This is a genomic window from Lentzea indica, assembly GCF_012184385.1.
Lineage (GTDB): Bacteria > Actinomycetota > Actinomycetes > Mycobacteriales > Pseudonocardiaceae > Lentzea > Lentzea indica.
In genome coordinates, this window is the sequence record NZ_VSRL01000009.1 from 38,915 (window position 1) to 58,661 (window position 19,747).

A 19,747-nucleotide genomic window follows, 5' to 3' on the forward strand; every position below is an offset into this window, starting at 1 on the left:
TACAAGCGGCTTGTGATCGTCGGCGGGATCGTGCTCGCGTGGCTGGTGCTGTGGCTGGTGTTCCGCAACTTCGGGACGCTGCCGCTGGACGCCTCCGAGCTGACCCCGCTGCACCGGTGGGTCAACAGCGTCAACGACGCGATCGGCGCGTCCAGGAACTCCAACCCGGTGTTCCTGTACTTCTTCAACGAGATCCGGCTCGTCATCGACGAGTTCGTGACCTTCATCCAGGCGTTGATCGCGCAGCCGTCGTTCGGCAGGCCGGTGCCGATGATCGGCTGGCTCGGCGTGGTCGGGATCGCGGGCTTCGTCAGCCTCGCGGTCGCCGGCTGGCGGGTCGCGCTGCTCGCCATCGCGGGCTTCGTGTTCCTCGGACTGCAGGGCCTGTGGCAGGAGAGCATGGACACGCTCTCGCTGACGCTCGCCGCGGTCGTCATCTCGTTGCTCATCGGCATTCCGCTGGGAATCTGGGCCGGCCTGTCCGATCGGGCCAACCGGGTACTGACGCCGGTGCTCGACTTCATGCAGACCATGCCGACGTTCGTCTACCTGGCACCGTTGACGTTGTTCTTCCTGATCGGCCCTGCCTCGGCGACGATCGCCACGCTGATCTACGCCGCGCCGCCGGCGATCCGCATCACCGCGCACGCCATCCGCTCAGTGCCGCGCACCACGGTCGAAGCGAGCGAATCTCTTGGCGCGACCCGGCAACAGACGCTCGTGAAGGTGCTGCTGCCGTCGTCGCGCAAGACCATCGTGCTCGGCATCAACCAGACGATCATGGCCGCGCTGTCCATGGTCACGATCGCCGCGCTGATCGACGCGCCGGGTCTCGGCAAGACCGTGGTGAAGGCGTTGCAGACGCTCGACGTCGGCACGGCGTTCAACGCGGGCCTGGCGATCGTGGTGCTGGCGATCGTGCTGGACCGCGTGACGACCGCCGCGACCGAACGCCGCTCGCTCCCGCGCTGGGCGCTGTTCAGCGGCCTCGGCGTCACGGGCGTCTCCGTGTACTTCTCGTACACCTACCTGTGGGCGGCGGAGTTCCCGACGGACGTGGAGATCGGCAGCTCCATCCGGCAGGGCGCGACGGCCGTGACGGAGTGGGTGCAGGACTCGCTGCCGGTGATCACGGGCGGCTTCAAGGACTTCGTCACGTTCGCGCTGATCAACCCGTTGCAGGCGCTGCTGGCGGAGTCGCCGTGGTTCCTGGTGGCCCTGGTGATCGTGGCGCTGTCGTTCATGATCGGTGGCCTGAAGTCCGCTGTGGTCTCCGCGGTGTGCCTCGGTCTGTTGGTCGCGACCGGCCTGTGGCAGGACTCGATGATCACGCTGGCGTCCACTCTGGTCGCCACGATCATGGTGATGGTCCTCGGCGTCGTGGTCGGCGTGTGGATGGGCCGCAGCAGGCGCGCGGACCGGGCCATCCGGCCGATTCTCGACGCCGCACAGGTGATGCCCGCGTTCGTGTACTTGGTGCCGTTCCTCGCTTTGTTCGCCGCGTCCCGCTTCACCGCGATCATCGCGGCCGTGGTGTTCGCAGCCCCGGTCGCCATCAAGATCATCGCGGACGGTGTGCGCGCGGTGTCGCCCGCGACCGTCGAAGCTTCCACGGCACTCGGTTCCAGCTCGTGGCAGACGATCGTGAAGGTGCAGCTGCCGATGGCGCGCGGGGCGTTGACCCTCGCCGCCAACCAGGGGCTGATCTACGTGCTCTCGATGGTCGTCGTCGGCGGTCTCGTCGGCGCCGGCGCGCTCGGCTACGACGTCGTCGCCGGATTCTCGCAAGGCCAGTTGTACGGCAAGGGGCTCGCGGCCGGTGTCGCGATCGTCGTGCTGGGCGTGATGCTCGACCGCCTCACCCAGGCGGCCGCCAAGCGGTGGACCAACTAGGAGGTTCGGAAGTGGCTAGGCACAACGTGCTGGGAACTGTGAGCGCAGGGCTCGTGGCGCTCGTGGTACTGGCCGGTTGCGGTGGCGCCAAGGTCGGTGACACCTCGTCGGGTGCGGCCGGTGACTGCGGCACGTTCAACCTCGCGATCAACCCGTGGGTCGGTTACGAGGCAAACGCGGCAGTGCTCGCGTACGTGGCCGAGAAGGAGCTCAAGTGCAAGGTGACCAAGAAGGAGCTCAAGGAAGAGGTCGCCTGGCAGGGCTTCGGCACCGGTGAGGTCGACGCCGTCGTCGAGAACTGGGGCCATGACGACCTGCGCAAGAAGTACATCGACGAGCAGAAGACCGCCGTCAGCGCGGGCTCGACGGGTGTGAAGGGCCAGATCGGCTGGTACGTGCCGCCGTGGCTCGCCAAGGAGCACCCCGACATCCTCGACTGGAACAACCTCAACAAGTACGCCGACCAGTTCAAGACGTCCGAGTCCGGCGACAAGGGCCAGCTGCTCGACGGCGACCCGTCGTTCGTGACCAACGACGAGGCTCTGGTGAAGAACCTGAACCTCAACTACAAGGTCGTCTACGGCGGCAGCGAGACCGCTCTGATCCAGGCGTTCCGCCAGGCGGAGAAGGACAAGAAGTGGGTCATCGGCTACTTCTACTCGCCGCAGTGGCTGCTCAACGAGATCAAGCTCGCGAAGGTGAAGCTGCCCGAGTACAAGGCGGGCTGTGACGCCGACGCCGAGAAGGTCGCCTGCGACTACCCGGACTACGACCTCGACAAGATCGTGTCCAAGAAGTTCGCCGACGCCAACGGCCCGGCGTTCCAGTTGGTCAAGAACTTCAAGTGGACCAACGAGGACCAGAACACGGTCGCGAAGTACATCGCCGAGGACAAGATGAAGCCGGAGGACGCCGCCAAGAAGTGGGCGGAGGCCAACGCCGACAAGGTGAAGGCCTGGCTGGCCAAGGCGTAGTCAGCGCAAGGTCGTGGGGTGGTTCCCGGACGAGAGGAACCACCCCACGACCACCCCCGGCATCCAGGCAGCCTGTTGTCCGTTGGGGACCTCAGGCTCGTGCCGGTGTGTCATCCGGTGCCACCACGAGCGGGGCTTCCCGCCGTTGCGGTAGTACTCCTGGACGCGGCGGGCGTCCTCCCACAGGGCGGCCTGCCGGTAGTCCATCTCCGCCTTGATCGCCTCGGGCGTCCACTCCATCTGACTCACTCCTCAGTTCGTCTTGCTGATGAGGATGAGAGTGCTGCTGAGGGGTGGGCCCTTACATCAGACGATCACGTAAGGCTGCGCCGTGAGACCCCTTACTCCGGTGCTGAGGCGCAGGTCCTAGAGGCTCCCGCGGCCGCGTAAGGGGCCTGCGCCGAACGTCGCACCGCAGGTTCGCTCGTGAACGGGCGGGGTGCCGGGCACCCCGCCCGTTCACGGTGGAACTAGCGCTGCATCGCCGTCACGTCCGCGCTCCACCGCCACGGCGCCGCGGTGCCGCCGGGCAGCGAGTTGAAGTACTCCCACCCCGCCACGCCACCGAAGTTGGCGTACTTGGTCTTCAACGACCGCACGGTGTTGCCCAGCGTCGTCATGTTCACGTAGCCCGACCCGCCGTTGGCCGGGTTGGTGAGCGTGCCGAGCACGACCTTGTTCGCCGGGATCACCCGCCGGTTGATGATCTGGTCGTAGTTGGTGGTGCTGCCGGCGTTGCCCCAGCCGTTGTAGAACTGGCCGTTGAACCACGCGATCTTCGAACCGTGGCTGCGGTACAGGTCCTCGTAGTTGAAGCCGGACAGGTTGCCGCCGCCCTGCAAGGCGCTGGCGACCGGCGAGAGCGTGACGATGAAGCCCGCGCCGAAGTCCGCCTTCAGCTGGTCGATCACCCGCCGGATGCCCGCGATCGACATGCGCTCCTCGACGTCGAGATCCACGCCGTTGAGCTTGTACGTGCGGATCACGTCTCGCAGCAACGGGTAGTACTCCGTGAACCTGGTGTCGAGCCGCTGGAACGAGCCCGGCGCCGCGCCGCCCACCATGCCGATCACGTTGACGCCGCGTGCCTGCATCGCGGCGAGGTCCTTCCACATCTGCGTGTACCGCGAGTGCGACGGCGGGTGGTCGTTGAGGTGGACGATCTTGTTGTCGTTGAGGTGGATCGCGGCGACGAGGACGTCCGTCACGCCGGTGTTGCGGTCGATCAGAGGCTTCGGCGAGACGTACGTTCCGGTCGCACCGTTGCTGTACTGGGTTTGGTAGTAGACGACGGTCCGCTTCTGGGTTGCGGCCTGCGCCGGTGGTGCGGCGAGCACCACCAGCAGCAAGGCCAGGAACAGCTTCTTCATGCGCTACCTCGTAATCCGCAGGGTGATCACTTGGAAGGGGCGCAGCACCACCTCTGCCGAGGCGTCACCGAGAGGCCGTTCGAGCAGGTCGGTCTCCTGGATTCCCTTGTACGCGAAGGAGGTGCTGATCGAGGCGCGTGCACGACCGCCGTGCGCCTCGTAAAGCCGGACGACGACGTCGCCCGACCGGTCGTCGGCCAGCTTCACGGCCTCGACCCTGACCGCGGGGTTGTCGGTCCGCACCAACGGTTCTGGTGCGGCTGAGCCGCGGACGGCCTGCGGCGGCAGGTTGATGCGGTACCCGGCGTCGATCGCTTCCTGCACTCCCGCTCCGACCACGAGGGCGTAGCGGAAGCGGTGCTCGCCCTGGTCGGTCTCCGGGTCGGGGAACCGCGGTGCGCGCAGCAGGGACAGGCGCACGGTCGTGGTGGTTCCGCCGTCCTCACGGGTGGTGCGGGTGACCTCGTGGCCGTAGGTCGAGTCGTTGACCACCGCGACGCCGTAGCCGGGCTCGCCGACGTGCAGGAAGCGGTGGGCGCAGATCTCGAACTTCGCGGCCTCCCACGAGGTGTTGGTGTGCACCGGGCGGTGCAGGTGCCCGAACTGGGTCTCCGCGGTCGAGACCTCGGCGCGCAGGTCGAGCGGGAACGCGATCTTGAGCAGCTTCTCCCGTTCCTGCCAGTCGACCTCGGTGTCGAAGTCGACCTGCTTGGCGCCTTCCCGCAGCCGGATGGTCTGGGTGAGCACCGAGTTGCCGAACTTCGCCCGCACGACCACGCCGTCGGAGGAGTCGACCCGTTCGGACGGGACCAGGTCGGCCTTCCAGTTGCGGTAGAACGGGTCGATGTCCCAGGCGTCCCACTGGTTCGGGTTGTCGCGGTGCAGCTGGGGCATGCCTGCGAACCCGTGCGGCGGCAGGACCTCGCGGTTCTCCTCCAGGTCCAGGATGGACAGCACGATGCCGTCGGCGTCGATCGTGACGCGAAGCCTGCCGTTGTCCAGAACGCCGTCGACGGGCGCGACGAACGGCTTTGGTGCGCAGCCTCCGAGCACGTCGAACGTCAGCTCCTCGTCGCCGTCGCCCTTGATCGCGTCGATGGCCTTGGAGGTCAGCGCCTTCAGCTCGGACGCCACACGAGCGTAGGTGGCCTCGGCCTCGCGGTGCACCCAGGCGATCGAGCTGCCCGGCAGGATGTCGTGGAATTGGTGCAGCAGCACGGTCTTCCACAGCCTGTCGAGGTCGTCGTACGGGTACTCGTGGCCCTCCAGCGCGGCCGCGGTCGCCCAGTGCTCCGCCTCGCGCAGCAGGTGTTCGCTGCGCCGGTTGCCCTGCTTGGTCTTGGCCTGCGTGGTGTAGGTGGCGCGGTGCTTCTCCAGGTACAGCTCGCCCGCCCACACCGGTGCGTCCGGGTACTCGTCCTGCGCGGCCTGGAAGAAGTCGCGCGGAGGTTCCACCCGAACCGTCGGTGAGCCTTCGAGGTTCGCGACCCGGTGCGCGGTCTCCATCATCTCGCGGGTGGGGCCGCCACCGCCGTCGCCGTACCCGAACGGCACCAGCGACCGCGAAGCCTTGGCGTGCTCGGCGAACTGGCGCGACGCGCGGGCCAGCTCCTCACCTGAAAGAGAGGAGTTGTAGGTGTCGACCGGCGGGAAGTGCGTGAAGATCCGGGTGCCGTCGATGCCCTCCCACCAGAACGTGTGGTGCGGGAACTTGTTGATCTGGTTCCACGACAGCTTCTGCGTCAGGAACCAGCGCGAGCCCGAGAGCTTGATCAGCTGGGGGAGCGCGGCGCTGTAGCCGAACGAGTCCGGCAGCCAGACCTCTTCCGTCTCCACCCCGAAGTTGTCCAGGAAGAAGCGCTTGCCGTGCACGAGCTGGCGTGTCATCGCCTCGCCGCCGGGCATGTTCGTGTCCGACTCGACCCACATGCCGCCGACCGGCACGAACTGTCCACTCCGGACCTTCTCGCGGACCCGGTCCCACACGTGCGGGTGGTGGTCCTTCATCCAGGCGTACTGCTGCGCCTGGGAGCACGCGAAGTAGAAGTCCGGATACTCGTCCATCAGCTTGGTGACGTTCGAGAACGTCCTGGCGCACTTGCGGACGGTTTCCCTCAGCGGCCACAACCAGGCGCTGTCGATGTGCGCGTGGCCGATCGCGGAGACCTTGTGCGCGGAGGCGTTCGCGGGCAACGCCAGCACACCGGAAAGCTCTTGTCGTGCCAGGTCGGCGGTGGCGGCGACCTCGTTGAGGTCCAGCGCGTCCATCGCCCGGTCCAGCGCGTGCAGGATCTTGTGCCGGCGCGGGTCGTGCTCCTGCAGTTCCTTCATCAGGCTCTGCAGCACCTCGATGTCGAGCATCAGGTGCCACACCTGCGGCTGGAACACCGCGAGCTCAGCCTTGAGGATCTTGTACAACGGCTCGGACCCCGCAGTTTCCTTGTCTCCCAGCGGGGTCGGCAGGAACGGGTGGAAGTCCAGGATCGTCGGGTTGCCCGCGGCCTCCAGGTAGAACAGGACTTCCGAGCCGTCCACTGGCAGGTACGTGTTGCGCGGTTCGATGCCCTTGATCGGTTCGCCGGCCGCGTTGTACGCGAGGCCTTCCGACTGGAAGCCGGGGCCGGGGTGGGTGAAGCCGAGGTCCAGCACGACCTCGACCTGCTTGCCCTGCCACGCCTGCGGAACCTGCCCGGTCAGCCTGAACCAGCTCGTGCTCCACGGTGCGCCCCAGGCGTCGCCGACGCTCGCCGGTTCGTAGGTGGCTCGAAGGGCTTCCCCGACAGGGACGGGCTCGTCCGGCACGGTCCACACGGCCAGGTCGAGCGGTGCGGTCTCGCCGTAGATCGCCGGGCGGATGCGTTCCTTCAGCGTGCGGTTGAGTCGTTCTTCCAGCAGCGCGCGTTCGTCGTGCATGTGTTCACCCCAGCTCGATCGAGGCCCGCACGCCGTTGCGCGCGAGATTCATCCACTCTTCGAAGAAAGCGCCACCCGGTCCCCACGAGGGCCGGTTGCCGTGCAGCTTGATCGGCGTGCGCTCGACCGGTGCCGGCGTCGCCTCTCGCCCTGCGTCGCGGACGATCCGGGCGATCGCTTCTCCGAGCGGCTTGACCTTGCGTTCCGTCGTCAACAGCCCCAACTCGTACTCGCGATCGGGGAAGTCCACCAGCGCACGGTCGACGTCGTGCGAGCACCACCACGTGATGCCCCACAGGTTCGCGCAGGTCAGCACGTTCGCAAGCGTTTGCTCCGCGAACTCGGGCGCCTGCTCGGCACTGATCTCGGGCTGGGCGGCGCCGACCTCCTGCAGCCACACGGGCCGCTGCGGGTCCTTCGCGTGCGCCTTCGCCAGTTCGACGAGGTATTCGGCGTGATGGACGCTCTCGGCGGAGAGAGACCCGTAACGCTGTGCCGTGCCGTTGAAGACCCACGAGTGCACTGTCGTCATCGCGCCCTTGTTGGCGGCGTGCTCGGGCAGGAACGAGTGTTCGCTCTCGTACCAGACGGCGTCGTACTCGGAGTGGACGTGCGGCCGGCCCGGTGCGGCCTTGTCGCACTCGGCGAGCAGCGTGTCGATCCACTCGCCGGCCTGTTCCGGCGTGCAGGGGTTCGATTCGGTGAGCAGGTTGACCTCGTTGCCCAGGGTGAAGCCGAGGAAGCTGGGCTTGTCTTTCAGCGCCTCGGCGAGCGTGCGGATGTAGAACCTCTGCCCGCTGATCACCTCGGCGTCGGTGAAGATGTTGCGGCGGTGCCAGGTCTGCACCCACGACGGGTAGAAGTCGAAGCTCGACAGGTGGCCCTGCAGCACGTCGACCTGCACGTCCAGACCGGTCTCGTGGGCGGCGTCGAGCATTTGCGCGAGCTGCTCGACGGCCTTGGGGCGGACCAGTCCGCGGTTGGGCTGGAACACCGGCCACAGCGGGAACACCCGCACGTGGTCGAGGCCGAGGCCGGCGATGGACTCGAAGTCGGCTTTGACGTCGTCGATGGAGAAGTCGAGCCAGTGGTGGAACCAGCCGGTCGACGGGGTGTAGTTCACGCCGAAACGCAAGGCCGAATCTCCTTCTGGGGTTTCATCCCTTGATCGCGCCTTCTCCGACACCGCGGAAGAAGTGCTTTTGCAGCAACAGGAACAGCAGGATCAGCGGGAGAACGGCGATGATCGTGCCCGCCGCCACCAGCCGCTGGTTCTGCACGAACGTGCCCTGGAGGTACGCCAGGCCGATGGTGAGCGTGTACTTCTCCTGGTCGCTCAGCACCACGAGCGGCCAGAGGAAGTCGTCCCAGCTGAACATGAACGAGAACAGCGCCACCACGACCAGCGTGCCCTTCACCGACGGCAGCGCGAGGCGGGTGAACCGCTGCCACGCGTTGGCGCCGTCGATGACCGCGGCTTCCTCGACTTCGGCGGGGAGTGCGAGGAAGGCGTTGCGCAGCAACAGGACGTTGAGCGCGGCGATCGAGCCGGGCAGCACGACGCCGGTGAGCGTGTTGGTGAGCCCGAGCCCGCGCATCACCAGGAACAGCGAGATCAGAATCGCCTCGAACGGCACCAGGATGCTGCTGGCGAAGATCACACCGGCGAGCTTGCGGCCTCGGAACTTCAGCCGTGCCAAGGCGTATCCGGCCATGGCCGCGCCGAGGCAGTTCGTGATGACGTTGACGCTCGCCACTCCCAGCGAGTTGAGCGCGAACGTCCAGACCGGCACGACGTCGGCGACCGCGGCGTAGTTCCCGAACGTCGGGTCGTCCGGGATGAAGTCGGGGACGAAGACGTCCTCGTTCGGTCCCTTGATGCTGGTCGCGAACTGCCACAGGAACGGCCCGATGCTGATCGCGAGGATGGCCAGCAGCGCGCTGTAGCGGAGCACGAGCTTCACAGCTGGTCCTCCCTGCGGTTGAGCTTGAGGGTGATCAGCAGGAGCCCCAGCAGGATCACGAAGAGCACGAAGCTCAGCGCCGAGGCGTACCCGACCTCACCGGTGAGGCCGCGGCCGGTCAGCTGGATGAGCATCACCATCGTGGTGCTCGCCCCGCCAGGACCGCCGGACCCGCCGGAGAGCAGGTAGATCTCGGAGAACACGCGGAACCCGTTGACCGCGCTCAGCGCCGCGACGAGCACCATCGTGGGACGCAGTGAGGGCACGGTGACCGACCAGAACCTCCTGACCGGTCCCGCGCCGTCGACCATCGCGGCCTCGTGCAGGTCCTTCGGCACGTTCGCGAGCGCGGCCAGGTAGATCACCATGTAGTAGCCAAGGCCGCGCCAGACCGTCACCACCATCGAGCTGACCAGCAGCAGTGTCGAGTCGGTGAGGAACCCGATTCTGGTGCCGCCCAACGCTTCGACGACGTTGTTCACCAGGCCGCGGCTGTCCAGCAGCCACGTCCAGATGAGCCCGACCACGACCGCGGACGCGATCACCGGCGTGAAGAACGCCGTGCGGAAGATCCCGATGCCCGGCACGATCTTCTGTGCGAGCATCGCGATCAGCAGCGGCAACAGCACCAACGGCGGCACGACGCACACCATGTAGAGCAGGCTGTTGCGCGCGGCCAGCCAGAACTTCGGGTCCTGCGCCATCCGCACGAAGTTGTCCACACCGGTGAACTGGCCGCTGCCCAGCGCGCTCGCGTCGGTGAACGCGAGCACGATCATGTTCAGGAACGGGAAGATCGTGAACATGATGCAGACGGCCAGTCCTGGCAACAGGAACAGCCACGGCGTGTAGGGCCTGTGGGTCATTGGTTCACTTCAGCAGTCGGTTGCACTCGTTGACGGCGTCGTCCAACGCCTGCTTCGGTGACTTCTTGCCGAGCATGGCGTCGGCCAGTTGCTGCAGGAGCGCTTCGCGCATCTGGTCGCTGAACTGCACCGGCGTGTAGTTCACCGCGGTCTTGAGCTGCTTGGCCGCGGCGACGCGCACGCGTGCCTCGTCGCTGCCGTCCTCCGTGGTGAAGTACGGGTCGTCCCCGCCCTTCGACGTGGAGGGGAAGATCGACGCGAGCTTCGCGAACTTCACCTGGTTCTCGGCGTTGGTGACGAACCGGCCGAACGCGAGCGCGGTCGCCTGGTTCTTGCTGCTCTTCGGCACGCTCACGCCGTGCAGGAACATGTTGGCGCTGCCCGTGTTCGTGATGGGCTTGGTGATGCCGATGTTCGCGTAGAGGCTGGGCGCGTCTGTCTTGAACTTGCCGAGGTCGTACGCGCTGCCGGGGTTGAGCGCGGTCTGCTGGGCCATGAACTTCGCGCCGGCGCCGGTGTAGTTCTGCGTGAGCGCCTCGGGGATCAGCGCGCCCGCGTCGTACATCCGCTTGTAGCTTTCGACGAACTCGACGCCCTTGGGCTCGTTGAAGGTGAACTTGTCGTTCTCGAACACCTTCACGCCGTACAGCCCGAAATCCGCGATCGACGGCGTCTGGCCGAGCATCGCGATCTTCTTCTCGGCGAGCTTGAGGGCCTGTTCCTCGAGCTCCTTGAAGTTCGCCGGTGGCTTGTTCGGGTCGAGGCCGGCCTGCTGGAACAACGCCTTGTTGTAGAAGATCGGGCCGGTGTTGAGGTACCACGGAAAGCCGTAGCAGCCACCCTTGCCGGGGATCTCGAACGCCTGCCAGGCGTTCTCGAGGTACTCCGGTTTGGCGTCTTTCAGGGACTCGTCGAGGTTGACGAGCTGCCCGGCCTTGGCGAGCGGGAAGCTGAGGTCCGGCGGGACGTTGATGACGTCGGGCAGGCTGCCCGCGCTCGCGTCGGCCATGACCTTGGCCAGGTACCCGTCGGCCGGCTGGTCCACCCACTTCACGGTGGTGCCCTGGTGCTGCTTCTGGAACGCGTCGACGACACCGTTGACGTAGTCGGTGTACTTCGGCTTGAGAGACCAGGTCTGGAACGTGATCTCGCCGGTGACCTGACCGTTCGCCGCCGAGTTGCTCGCTGTGTTGCCGGACAGTCCGCATCCCGCGACGGGCACCGCCGCCAGGCCCGCGAGGAACGTGCGCCTCTTCATTGACACCCACCTCCTTGGTCGCGGACCCTAGCTAAACCGGTTTATCTCCGGCTAGCCTCCGACCGTCTTGTTGTCTCGTTCCGGACAGGGTGCGTTGCGGTGAAGAGGCCGACCATCAAGGACATCGCGGCCGCGGCCGGGGTGTCGAAGGGTGCTGTGTCGCTCGCGTTGAACGGCCGGTCCGGGGTGTCCGAGTCGACGCGTGCCCGTGTGCTGGAGGTGGCTTCGTCTCTCGGGTACCGGCCGTCGGTCACCGCTCGGGCGTTGTCGTCTGCTTCAGCCGACGCGGTGGGGCTGGTGCTGGTGCGGCCGCCTCGGGCTTTGGGGGACGAGGCGTTCTTCTTCCAGCTGATCGCCGGGATGCAGTCCGAGATGTCTTCCGCGCTGTTGTTGCAGGTGGTGGCTTCTCGGTCGGATGAGATCGCCCTGTACCAGCGGTGGTGGGCTGAGCATCGGGTTGACGGCGTGTTCCTCGTGGATCTGCTGGTGTCGGATCCTCGGGTGGAGTTGATGACTTCGCTGGGGTTGCCGGCCGTCGTGGTGGGTGGGGCTGGCCACCACGGGGAGTTGGCCTCTGTTTGGGCCGACGACTATGCGGCCATGACCTCGGTGGTCGAGTACTTGAAGTCGTTGGGGCATCGGCGGATCGCCCGGGTCGCCGGGTTGCCGTCCCTGCTGCACACCGTGCGGCGAGACGCCGCCTTTGTCGAGTCCGTTGTGGATGGTGTGATCGTTCCTGGGGACTACACGGCTGAGTCCGGGGCTGTGGCCACGCGGGCTCTGTTGTCGTCTTCTTCTCCGCCTACGGCGATCGTGTACGACAACGACGTGATGGCGGTGGCTGGGGCTGAGGTGGCTTCCTCGTTGGGGGTTGCGGTGCCTTCGGAGTTGTCACTTGTGGCTTGGGACGACTCGGTTTTGTGTCAGCATGGGCGGTTGACTGCGTTGTCTCGGGACACGTTCGCGTTCGGGGCTCGGGCTGCTCGGGCTTTGGGGGCTGTGATCGAGGGGGCCTTGCCTACCGATGTTGAGGATGTGTTGCCTGAGTTGGTTGTTCGGGGGTCTTCTGGGGTTGCGCCGGTTTCGTAGGTTGTCTCCCTGTTGCGTTGGCGGGTGCCGGTTTGTTGTCCGTAGGTGGGTTGGGTTGCGTGCTTGTGTTCCTGCTGCTTTCTGGGGCTCCGCCCCAGACCCCGCCAATCTGATCAAAGACCAGTCCAGCGCCGCGCGCGGGTTGATGGCACGCCTGTTGCTTTTGGCGGCTTGCGGCTGCGTAGGTGGTGCTGTTGGTGTGGGGTGGTCCCGTCACGAGTCGCACGGAGGCGGCAGGACGCGTCGGTACGACTCGTGACGGGACCACCCCACCCGCTGGCTGTGTGAAGGGCGCGCTCGGCTCCGCCTTCGCGTTCGGCTCGGGCCTTCGGTCCTCGTCCTGCTGTCTGGTGGCTACTAGGTCAGGGACGCGACCTGGTCGCTGACCACTTGTGCCGCTGCCGAGACCAGGGCTGTTACCGCCGGGTTCGTCGAGTTGTCCTGGCGCCAGCCGAACTGCGTGTAGACGCGGAAAGTCGGGGACCAGGGCAAGCGGACCAACCTGCCGTCGGTGAGCTCTGCGGACACGGTGACCTCTGGCATCAGGGCGATGCCCAGGCCGGAGGCTACGGCGCGTTTGGCGGCGTCCACCGAGTCGAGTTCCAGGACGGGGGCGCGGGTGTCGTCGTAGCCGAGCGACTGTTCGAAGAGTTCGTGGTAGGACGCGCCGTTTTCTGCGCGGATCACGGTGCTGCTGGTTATGTCGTCCTCGGTCAGGGACTGGCGTTGGGCGAGCATGTGGTTCGGGCCCGCGACCATGACCAGAGGCTCGGGGCAGAGGACTGTTGTTTCCAGGCCTTCGCGCGGTTCGATCGCGCCGATGAAGAAGGCGCAGTCGAGTTGGCCGTCGCGTACTGAGTTCAGGTTGTTGATGGCGTTGCGCGAGTGCAGTGAGAGTTGGACCGAGGGGTAGCGCCAGCACATGTATTCGATGAGCGGTAGCAGACGGTAGTCGGTCAAACTCTGTGCGGAACCGATGACGAGTTTGCCGTGGGGCTCGCCGTTCATCGTGATGGCTTTTCGGGCCTTTTCGGTGAGGTTGATGATGTTTCGCGCGAACGGAAGCAGTTCTACGCCCGCGGACGTCATCTGGATACCTCGGGGGAGGCGTCGGAAAAGGACGACCCCGAGGGCCTCCTCCAGCGCCTTGATGCGCGTGGTGATGGTCGGCTGCGAGCAGTTGAGCGTGGCAGCGGCCTTGGTGAAGCTCCCTGTCTGTACCACGGTTGTGAACGCGAGAAGCTGGCGTGTCTCCATCAGGCGGATCCTCGGGGTAAAACAGTGCGACGACTTTTTCTCGTTCGTTCCCGTGGTCCTGTTACGGATGGTTCGGGCGTCGCAACGCTACCGGTCCGCTGCGCGGGGATCATTGGTGCTTATGGAGTCATCTTGATCGGTCGCGAAAGGCGGTTGCGGCCGAAAGAGTGAAATTGAGACGGAGCCTTTGACGGGCCGTAGTTGGGTGACTCTTTTCTGTTAAGTGGTTTGCGAGGCGAACAAAAGGCGCCGTAGCCCTGGGGTGGGCGGCGGCGCCGAGAGGGTGTTCTGGTTAGCAGGACGCGGCGGCTGCGGCCACGAGGATGCGGTAGGTCGTGTCCTGCTGGGTGATCTGCAGTTCGTAGGCTCCCGCACCGGTATTGGTGCGGCCGTCGTACTTGGCGAACTCGGGGTACGCGGCGAGCTCGGCGGGGGTGGTGAAGCGGTTGACCTTCACGGTGGTGGGGATTCGGGGGCTGTTGTAGAAGCGCGGGGGCACGGTGCTCGTCCAGCTGGAGAGTTCGCCCCTGATCTCGTACAGCTCGCCGTCGGCCTGGCGCAGCCACAGACGCGGGCTGCTCTTGTCGCTGGTGTAGTAGGGGCCGTCGACTGTGCAGTAGTAGCTGCGGTAGCCGAGCTTCACCACCGCGAACGGGACGCCGCGAGGGTCGCGGTCGACCAGTGAGACGAAGCCGCCGCTGTCCGCGCTGGCCCTCGTGTCGGTGTGGGAGGCGTTGGCGCGCAGCTCCTGCGTTGGCAGGCCTGCGCCGTAGGTCTCGTCGGACAGGCGGATGTCCCAGCCGGGGTGGGACTCGGTGTAGCCGGAGGCCAGGTGCGGTGCGGAGAGGTTGGCGTTCTCTGCGGTCAGCGCCTCTGAGGTGGTGCCGTCGGTGTAGATGTACGCGGCGACCGTGGCCTCTGGCGGCGTGGCCGCGTTGGCCGTGGGGACGGTGGTGCTCAGCAGCGCGGCGGCCGCCGCGCCGGCCGCGAGGAGTCTGGTGCCCTTGCGCGTCATCGTGATTCCCCCAAGTTGAGCTCGAAGCCCGGATCGCGGTCGGCTCGACCGCCGGCACACAGCCAATTGGGTGCGGCTCACAGTCCGGTCACGGTGCGGAACGGGAGCCGCGGTGCAGGGGTGGCGGCGGTCACAGCGCGGGTCTCGCCTAGACTCGCTGGGAATCCGGGCGCCAAGTGTGGCAGTACCGGCTGTCTTGCACGTTCTTGTTCGTATCGAGGAGTCCACGTTGAAGAGCACCGTCGAGCACCTGAGCCCGACGAGGGTCCGGATCAACGTCGAGGTGCCGTTCGACGAGCTCAAGTCGAACTTCGACCAGGCGTACCGGAAGCTCGCGAAGCAGGTCCGCATCCCCGGCTTCCGTCCGGGAAAGGCCCCCGCCAAGGTGCTGGAGAGCCGCATCGGCCGCGCTCCGGTGCTGGACGAGGTCATCCAGGAGGCCATCCCGGCCAAGTACCTGGAAGCGGTCTCCGCGGGTGAGGTGCGCACGCTCGGTCGTCCCGACTTCGAGGTCACCAAGATCGAGGACGGCGAGACGCTCGAGTTCACCGCCGAGGTCGACGTTCGTCCCGACATCACCGTGCCCGCGTTCGGCGAGCTGGCCGTGACCGTCGACGAGCAGGAGGTCACCGAGGAGGACGTGACCACCCAGCTCGACGAGCTCCGCGCCCGCTTCGGCACGCTCGCCGGCGTGACCCGTCCGGCCGAGACCGGCGACTTCGTCAGCGTCGACCTGTCCGCCACGGTCGACGGCGAAGAGGTCGAAGAGGCGCGCACCAGCGGCCTGTCCTACGAGATCGGCTCCGGCCAGCTCGTCGAGGGCATCGACGACGCGCTCGTCGGCGCGTCCGAGGGTGAGACCAAGACCTTCACCACCACGCTCGTCGCGGGCGAGCACACCGGCCGTGACGCCGAGGTGTCCGTGGTGCTGAACTCCGTCAAGGAGCGTCAGCTCCCCGAGCTGGACGACGAGTTCGCGCAGCTCGCCAGCGAGTTCGACACGCTCGACGAGCTCAAGGACGACCTGAAGACCCGCCTGGGCCGCGTCAAGAAGATGCAGCAGGGCGTCCAGGCGCGCGACAAGGTCCTCGAGGTGCTGCTGGAGACCACCGAGGTCCCGCTGCCGGAGGGCATCGTCCAGGGCGAGATCGACGCCCGCAAGCACGACGCCGTGCACGCCTTCGACCACGACGACGCGAAGTTCGCGGCGTGGCTGGAGGAGCAGGGCCAGTCGGAGGAGGAGTTCGACGCCGAGCTGCGCAAGGCCGCCGAGCAGGCCGTCAAGACGCAGCTGGTGCTCGACTCGATCGCCGACGCCGAGCAGGTCACCGTGTCCGACGGCGAGCTGACCGAGCGGATCATCTACCAGGCCCAGCGCTTCGGCATCTCGCCGGACGAGTACGTCAAGCGCGCCCAGCAGTCCGGCCAGCTCGGCGCGATCTTCGCCGACGTCCGCAGGGGCAAGGCGCTCGCGAGCGTTGTGCGCCAGGCCACGGTGAGCGACTCGGCCGGCCAGAAGCTGGACCTCGACGAGCTCTTCGGCGAGACCAAGTCCGATGAGGACGGCGAGAAGTAACGCCTAGAGCGAACGCGGGCGGTGTCGGGCATCTGACGCCGCCCGCCTTCGTTAAGGTCGATCGCAGAGAGTTTTCGCATCCAGATTCGTTCCACCTGGAGTTAGGCAGGCAGACGTGACGCAGCACTCCTTCCCGACCCCCGAGATGCGGTCGGCCACCGCCGGGATGAACCTCAACGACTCGGTGTACGAGCGGCTGCTCCGCGAGCGGATCATCGTCCTGGGATCACAGGTCGAAGAGGGCATCGCCAACCAGATCACCGCTCAGCTGCTGCTGCTGGCCGCTGAGGACCCCGAGAAGGACATCACCCTCTACATCAACTCGCCGGGCGGTTCCGTCACCGCGGGCATGGCCATCTTCGACACGATGCAGCTCATCGAGCCGGACGTGGCCACGTACGCGATGGGTCTCGCGGCCTCGATGGGCCAGTTCCTGCTCTCCGCGGGTACCCCCGGCAAGCGCCACGCGCTTCCGCACGCCCGGATCCTGATGCACCAGCCGTCGGCGGGTGTCGGCGGCACGGCAGCGGACATCGCGATCCAGGCGGACATGCTGACGCGCACCAAGCGCGAGATGGCCGAGCTGATCGCCGAGCACACCGGCCAGACGCTCGAGACCATCACCCGCGACTCGGACCGCGACCGCTGGTTCACGGCGCAGGAAGCGCTGGAGTACGGCTTCGTCGACAAGGTCGTCACCAGGGCCCAGCCCGTCGGCGACTCGAACAACTGACGTCAGCTAGGAGACCTCAAGTGAGCCAGTTCCACATGCCTCAGTCGCGGTACGTGCTGCCGTCGTTCGTCGAGCGCACCAGCTATGGCATGAAGGAGTCGAACCCGTACAACAAGCTGTTCGAGGAGCGCATCATCTTCCTCGGCGTGCAGGTTGACGACGCCTCGGCCAACGACGTCATGGCGCAGCTGCTGGTGCTCGAGTCCGAGGACCCGGACCGCGACATCCTGATGTACATCAACTCGCCGGGTGGTTCGTTCACCTCGCTGATGGCCATCTACGACACCATGCAGTTCGTCCGCCCGGACATCCAGACGTACTGCCTCGGCCAGGCCGCATCGGCCGCCGCGGTGCTGCTGGCCGCCGGCACGCCCGGTAAGCGCCACGCGCTGCCGAACGCGCGAATCCTGATCCACCAGCCTTCGATGGAGGGCGCGTACGGTCAGGTGTCCGACCTGGAGATCCAGTCGAACGAGATCCAGCGCGTGCGCCGCCTGATGGAGTCCACCCTCGCGCGGCACACCAACCGGACGGCAGAGGAGGTTCGCGAGAGCATCGAGCGCGACCGGATCCTGACGGCCGAGGAGGCCAAGGAATACGGCATCGTCGACACGGTGCTGCCCTACCGCAAGCTTTCCGCCAAGTCCTGAAGGTCGTCCTGAGGGCTGGGAAACCCCAGCCCCCAGGCACTGTCCGCCCACCCGACACGCCGATGAGATCGGTTAACTGGCCTGATCGGCGGGTCAGGGGGACGCTGGTCCTCCCCTGAAACGGGGTGGGCCAGGTACCGTCAGGAGAACGGGCTCAGCACCCACAGCCAGTGGGACTGCCACAGCAAGTCAGCAGGCGCACTACAGCAGGTGTGCGCCGGAGGGGACATAGGTCAGCGGTCATGGCGCGTATCGGTGACGGCGGCGACTTGCTGAAGTGCTCTTTCTGCGGAAAGAGTCAAAAGCAGGTGAAGAAACTCATCGCCGGCCCCGGCGTCTACATCTGCGATGAGTGCATCGATCTCTGCAACGAGATCATCGAGGAGGAGCTGGCAGAAGCCGGTGACGTGAAGCTCGACGAGCTTCCGAAGCCCGCCGAGATCCACGAGTTCCTCGACCAGTACGTCATCGGCCAGTCCGACGCCAAACGGACCCTCTCGGTCGCCGTCTACAACCACTACAAGCGCATCCAGGCGGGCGACCGCGGGCGCGAGGGTCGTGACGACGGCGTGGAGCTCGCGAAGTCGAACATCCTGATGCTCGGCCCGACGGGGTGCGGCAAGACCTACCTCGCGCAGACGCTCGCGAAGATGCTGAACGTGCCGTTCGCCATCGCCGACGCGACCGCGCTGACGGAGGCCGGGTACGTCGGTGAGGACGTCGAGAACATCCTCCTGAAGCTCATCCAGGCCGCCGACTACGACGTGAAGCGCGCCGAGACCGGCATCATCTACATCGACGAGGTCGACAAGATCGCTCGAAAGAGTGAAAACCCGTCGATCACGCGCGACGTGTCCGGTGAGGGCGTTCAGCAGGCATTGCTCAAGATCCTGGAGGGCACGACGGCGTCGGTGCCTCCGCAGGGCGGCCGCAAGCACCCGCACCAGGAGTTCATCCAGATCGACACGACGAACGTGCTGTTCATCGTGGCCGGTGCCTTCGCGGGCCTGGAGAAGATCATTCAGGACCGCGTCGGCAAGCGCGGCCTGGGCTTCGGTGCCGAGGTCCGTTCCAAGGCCGAGGTGGAGGCGTCGGACTTCTTCGCCGACTCCATGCCGGAGGACCTGATCAAGTTCGGTCTGATCCCCGAGTTCATCGGGCGTCTGCCGATGGTCGCCTCGGTCACGAACCTCGACAAGCCGTCGCTGGTGATGATCCTCACAGAGCCGAAGAACGCCCTGGTGAAGCAGTACCAGAAGCTCTTCGAGATGGACGGCGTCGAGCTCGAGTTCACCAAGACCGCGCTCGAAGCGATCGCCGACCAGGCGATCCTGCGCGGAACCGGTGCTCGCGGCCTGCGCGCGATCATGGAAGAGGTCCTGCTCCCGGTGATGTACGACATCCCGAGCCGCACGGACGTCGCCAAGGTCGTCATCACCGAGCAGACGGTGAAGGAGAACGTGAACCCGACGATCGTGGCCCGGCAGCCCTCGCGCCGGGAAAGGCGAGAGAAGTCGGCCTGATTTCTGCGATCTGAAGGGCGCCCGGTTTCTGACCGGGCGCCCTTCGCCGTTCTAAGGTGGAGGCATGTCGCTGCCTCATGTGCTCGTCCTCCACGGCTGGACCGGCTCCGGCCCTGACCACTGGCAGAGCTGGCTGGCCCGCACGGTGTCGGAGCACGGCGGCCTCGCCGACATGCCGCACTTCAGCGACCCGGACGAGCCCGACCTCACCACCTGGCTGCGCGAGCTCGACACCCATCTCGAAGCCGCTCCCACCGATCGCGAACGGGTCGTCGTAGCGCACTCGCTCGGCTGCTACCTCTGGCTGCACCACGCCGCGCGCCAGAACATCGGGCACGTGGACCGCGTGCTGCTGGTGGCGCCGCCCGCGCCGGACTACCCGGAACGAGCCATCAAGTCGTTCTTCCCGGCCCCGCTCGACCCGGCCGGCCTGCGCCGCGCGGCCACGGAGACCCGCCTGGTAGTGGGCGACGGCGACCCGTACTGCCCGATGCCGGTGGCCAAGCAGCTGGCCGAGGCGTTGCGGATAGAGGTCGACGTGCTGCCCGGTGCCGCACACATCAACACCGACGCGGGCTACGGGGAGTGGCCCGCGGTGCTCAAGTGGGTGCGATCGAAGACGGTGCCGCTCTCACCGCGCTGAACAGAATTTCACTTCTGGGGGGG

At 66.5% G+C, this 19,747-nt stretch carries 17 protein-coding genes; 8 read left to right on the plus strand and 9 right to left on the minus strand.

Annotated elements, in window-relative coordinates; translation table 11 throughout:
- The first annotated feature begins 12 nt into the window (after positions 1 to 12).
- Together FXN61_RS04430 and FXN61_RS04435 are read left to right on the plus strand one after the other, a co-directional pair.
- Positions 13 to 1,893 carry an ABC transporter permease subunit gene (locus tag FXN61_RS04430; RefSeq protein ID WP_223165312.1) on the plus strand — a complete coding sequence of 627 codons (1,881 nt, stop codon included), beginning with the start codon at positions 13 to 15 and terminating at the stop codon, positions 1,891 to 1,893.
- A gap of 11 nt (positions 1,894 to 1,904) precedes the next feature.
- On the plus strand, positions 1,905 to 2,867 hold the full coding sequence (locus FXN61_RS04435; RefSeq protein ID WP_167970494.1) for an ABC transporter substrate-binding protein: 963 nt from the start codon (positions 1,905 to 1,907) through the stop codon (positions 2,865 to 2,867).
- Here the strand turns inward: FXN61_RS04435 and FXN61_RS04440 are convergent, their stop codons facing one another.
- The 7 genes from FXN61_RS04440 to FXN61_RS04470 form a co-directional block, all read right to left on the minus strand.
- Positions 2,868 to 3,107: a hypothetical protein gene (locus tag FXN61_RS04440; RefSeq protein ID WP_167970496.1), complete on the minus strand. Its 240-nt coding sequence runs from the start codon at positions 3,105 to 3,107 to the stop codon at positions 2,868 to 2,870. It abuts the gene before it with no gap.
- Between the two features lie 230 nt (positions 3,108 to 3,337).
- Positions 3,338 to 4,237, minus strand: a complete 900-nt coding sequence (locus tag FXN61_RS04445) for a glycoside hydrolase family 18 protein (protein WP_167970498.1) — start codon at positions 4,235 to 4,237, stop codon at positions 3,338 to 3,340.
- Between the two features lie 3 nt (positions 4,238 to 4,240).
- A complete protein-coding gene (locus tag FXN61_RS04450; protein ID WP_167970500.1) occupies positions 4,241 to 7,150 on the minus strand; it encodes an alpha-mannosidase in 2,910 nt (969 codons plus the stop codon).
- A 4-nt stretch (positions 7,151 to 7,154) separates the two neighbouring features.
- Positions 7,155 to 8,285, minus strand: a complete 1,131-nt coding sequence (locus FXN61_RS04455; RefSeq protein WP_167970502.1) for a glycoside hydrolase 5 family protein — start codon at positions 8,283 to 8,285, stop codon at positions 7,155 to 7,157.
- A gap of 22 nt (positions 8,286 to 8,307) precedes the next feature.
- Complete coding sequence (locus FXN61_RS04460) at positions 8,308 to 9,114, minus strand: carbohydrate ABC transporter permease (RefSeq protein ID WP_167970504.1); 807 nt, start codon at positions 9,112 to 9,114, stop codon at positions 8,308 to 8,310.
- Positions 9,111 to 9,980 (minus strand): carbohydrate ABC transporter permease, encoded by an 870-nt coding sequence (locus FXN61_RS04465; RefSeq protein ID WP_167970506.1) that lies wholly within the window; start codon positions 9,978 to 9,980, stop codon positions 9,111 to 9,113. Before FXN61_RS04465 ends, FXN61_RS04460 begins: the two co-directional genes overlap by 4 nt.
- Positions 9,981 to 9,984: 4 nt before the next feature.
- The gene (locus tag FXN61_RS04470; RefSeq protein ID WP_188134662.1) at positions 9,985 to 11,238 is read right to left on the minus strand and encodes an ABC transporter substrate-binding protein; all 1,254 of its coding nucleotides are present in this window, start codon (positions 11,236 to 11,238) and stop codon (positions 9,985 to 9,987) included.
- A gap of 99 nt (positions 11,239 to 11,337) precedes the next feature.
- Between FXN61_RS04470 and FXN61_RS04475 the strand changes: the two genes are divergently transcribed.
- Positions 11,338 to 12,327 (plus strand): LacI family DNA-binding transcriptional regulator, encoded by a 990-nt coding sequence (locus FXN61_RS04475; RefSeq protein ID WP_167970509.1) that lies wholly within the window; start codon positions 11,338 to 11,340, stop codon positions 12,325 to 12,327.
- A 357-nt stretch (positions 12,328 to 12,684) separates the two neighbouring features.
- On the opposite strand, the gene FXN61_RS04480 is transcribed toward FXN61_RS04475, so the two are convergent.
- Both FXN61_RS04480 and FXN61_RS04485 read right to left on the minus strand, forming a co-directional pair.
- A complete protein-coding gene (locus FXN61_RS04480; protein WP_167970511.1) occupies positions 12,685 to 13,584 on the minus strand; it encodes a LysR family transcriptional regulator in 900 nt (299 codons plus the stop codon).
- Between the two features lie 292 nt (positions 13,585 to 13,876).
- Positions 13,877 to 14,599 (minus strand): hypothetical protein, encoded by a 723-nt coding sequence (locus tag FXN61_RS04485; RefSeq protein ID WP_167970513.1) that lies wholly within the window; start codon positions 14,597 to 14,599, stop codon positions 13,877 to 13,879.
- Between the two features lie 229 nt (positions 14,600 to 14,828).
- Here FXN61_RS04485 and tig point away from each other — a divergent pair, with 229 nt between their 5' ends.
- The 5 genes from tig (at position 14,829) to FXN61_RS04510 (ending at position 19,724) form a co-directional block, all read left to right on the plus strand.
- The gene (tig, locus tag FXN61_RS04490; RefSeq protein WP_167970515.1) at positions 14,829 to 16,175 is read left to right on the plus strand and encodes a trigger factor; all 1,347 of its coding nucleotides are present in this window, start codon (positions 14,829 to 14,831) and stop codon (positions 16,173 to 16,175) included.
- A gap of 145 nt (positions 16,176 to 16,320) precedes the next feature.
- Positions 16,321 to 16,908 carry an ATP-dependent Clp protease proteolytic subunit gene (locus tag FXN61_RS04495; RefSeq protein WP_086661640.1) on the plus strand — a complete coding sequence of 196 codons (588 nt, stop codon included), beginning with the start codon at positions 16,321 to 16,323 and terminating at the stop codon, positions 16,906 to 16,908.
- Between the two features lie 35 nt (positions 16,909 to 16,943).
- Positions 16,944 to 17,558, plus strand: coding sequence for an ATP-dependent Clp protease proteolytic subunit (locus FXN61_RS04500; RefSeq protein ID WP_188134676.1), 615 nt, complete (start codon positions 16,944 to 16,946; stop codon positions 17,556 to 17,558).
- A 242-nt stretch (positions 17,559 to 17,800) separates the two neighbouring features.
- Entirely contained in the window at positions 17,801 to 19,081 is a 1,281-nt protein-coding gene (gene clpX / locus FXN61_RS04505) for an ATP-dependent Clp protease ATP-binding subunit ClpX (RefSeq protein ID WP_093605708.1), read from the plus strand.
- Positions 19,082 to 19,145: 64 nt separating this feature from the next.
- Entirely contained in the window at positions 19,146 to 19,724 is a 579-nt protein-coding gene (locus FXN61_RS04510; protein ID WP_167970519.1) for an RBBP9/YdeN family alpha/beta hydrolase, read from the plus strand.
- The last annotated feature ends 23 nt before the right edge of the window (positions 19,725 to 19,747 follow it).

What these genes read in the sequence shown, in the direction of transcription:
- FXN61_RS04440 (WP_167970496.1), bottom strand. Translation starts at nt 3,107, where the DNA reads ATGGAGTGGACGCCCGAGGCGATCAAGGCGGAGATGGACTACCGGCAG.
- FXN61_RS04445 (WP_167970498.1), bottom strand. Translation starts at nt 4,237, where the DNA reads ATGAAGAAGCTGTTCCTGGCCTTGCTGCTGGTGGTGCTCGCCGCACCA.
- FXN61_RS04450 (WP_167970500.1), bottom strand. Translation starts at nt 7,150, where the DNA reads ATGCACGACGAACGCGCGCTGCTGGAAGAACGACTCAACCGCACGCTG.
- FXN61_RS04465 (WP_167970506.1), bottom strand. Translation starts at nt 9,980, where the DNA reads ATGACCCACAGGCCCTACACGCCGTGGCTGTTCCTGTTGCCAGGACTG.
- FXN61_RS04470 (WP_188134662.1), bottom strand. Translation starts at nt 11,238, where the DNA reads ATGAAGAGGCGCACGTTCCTCGCGGGCCTGGCGGCGGTGCCCGTCGCG.
- FXN61_RS04480 (WP_167970511.1), bottom strand. Translation starts at nt 13,584, where the DNA reads ATGGAGACACGCCAGCTTCTCGCGTTCACAACCGTGGTACAGACAGGG.
- FXN61_RS04485 (WP_167970513.1), bottom strand. Translation starts at nt 14,599, where the DNA reads ATGACGCGCAAGGGCACCAGACTCCTCGCGGCCGGCGCGGCGGCCGCC.
- FXN61_RS04495 (WP_086661640.1), top strand. Translation starts at nt 16,321, where the DNA reads ATGCGGTCGGCCACCGCCGGGATGAACCTCAACGACTCGGTGTACGAG.
- FXN61_RS04500 (WP_188134676.1), top strand. Translation starts at nt 16,944, where the DNA reads ATGCCTCAGTCGCGGTACGTGCTGCCGTCGTTCGTCGAGCGCACCAGC.
- clpX (WP_093605708.1), top strand. Translation starts at nt 17,801, where the DNA reads ATGGCGCGTATCGGTGACGGCGGCGACTTGCTGAAGTGCTCTTTCTGC.
- FXN61_RS04510 (WP_167970519.1), top strand. Translation starts at nt 19,146, where the DNA reads ATGTCGCTGCCTCATGTGCTCGTCCTCCACGGCTGGACCGGCTCCGGC.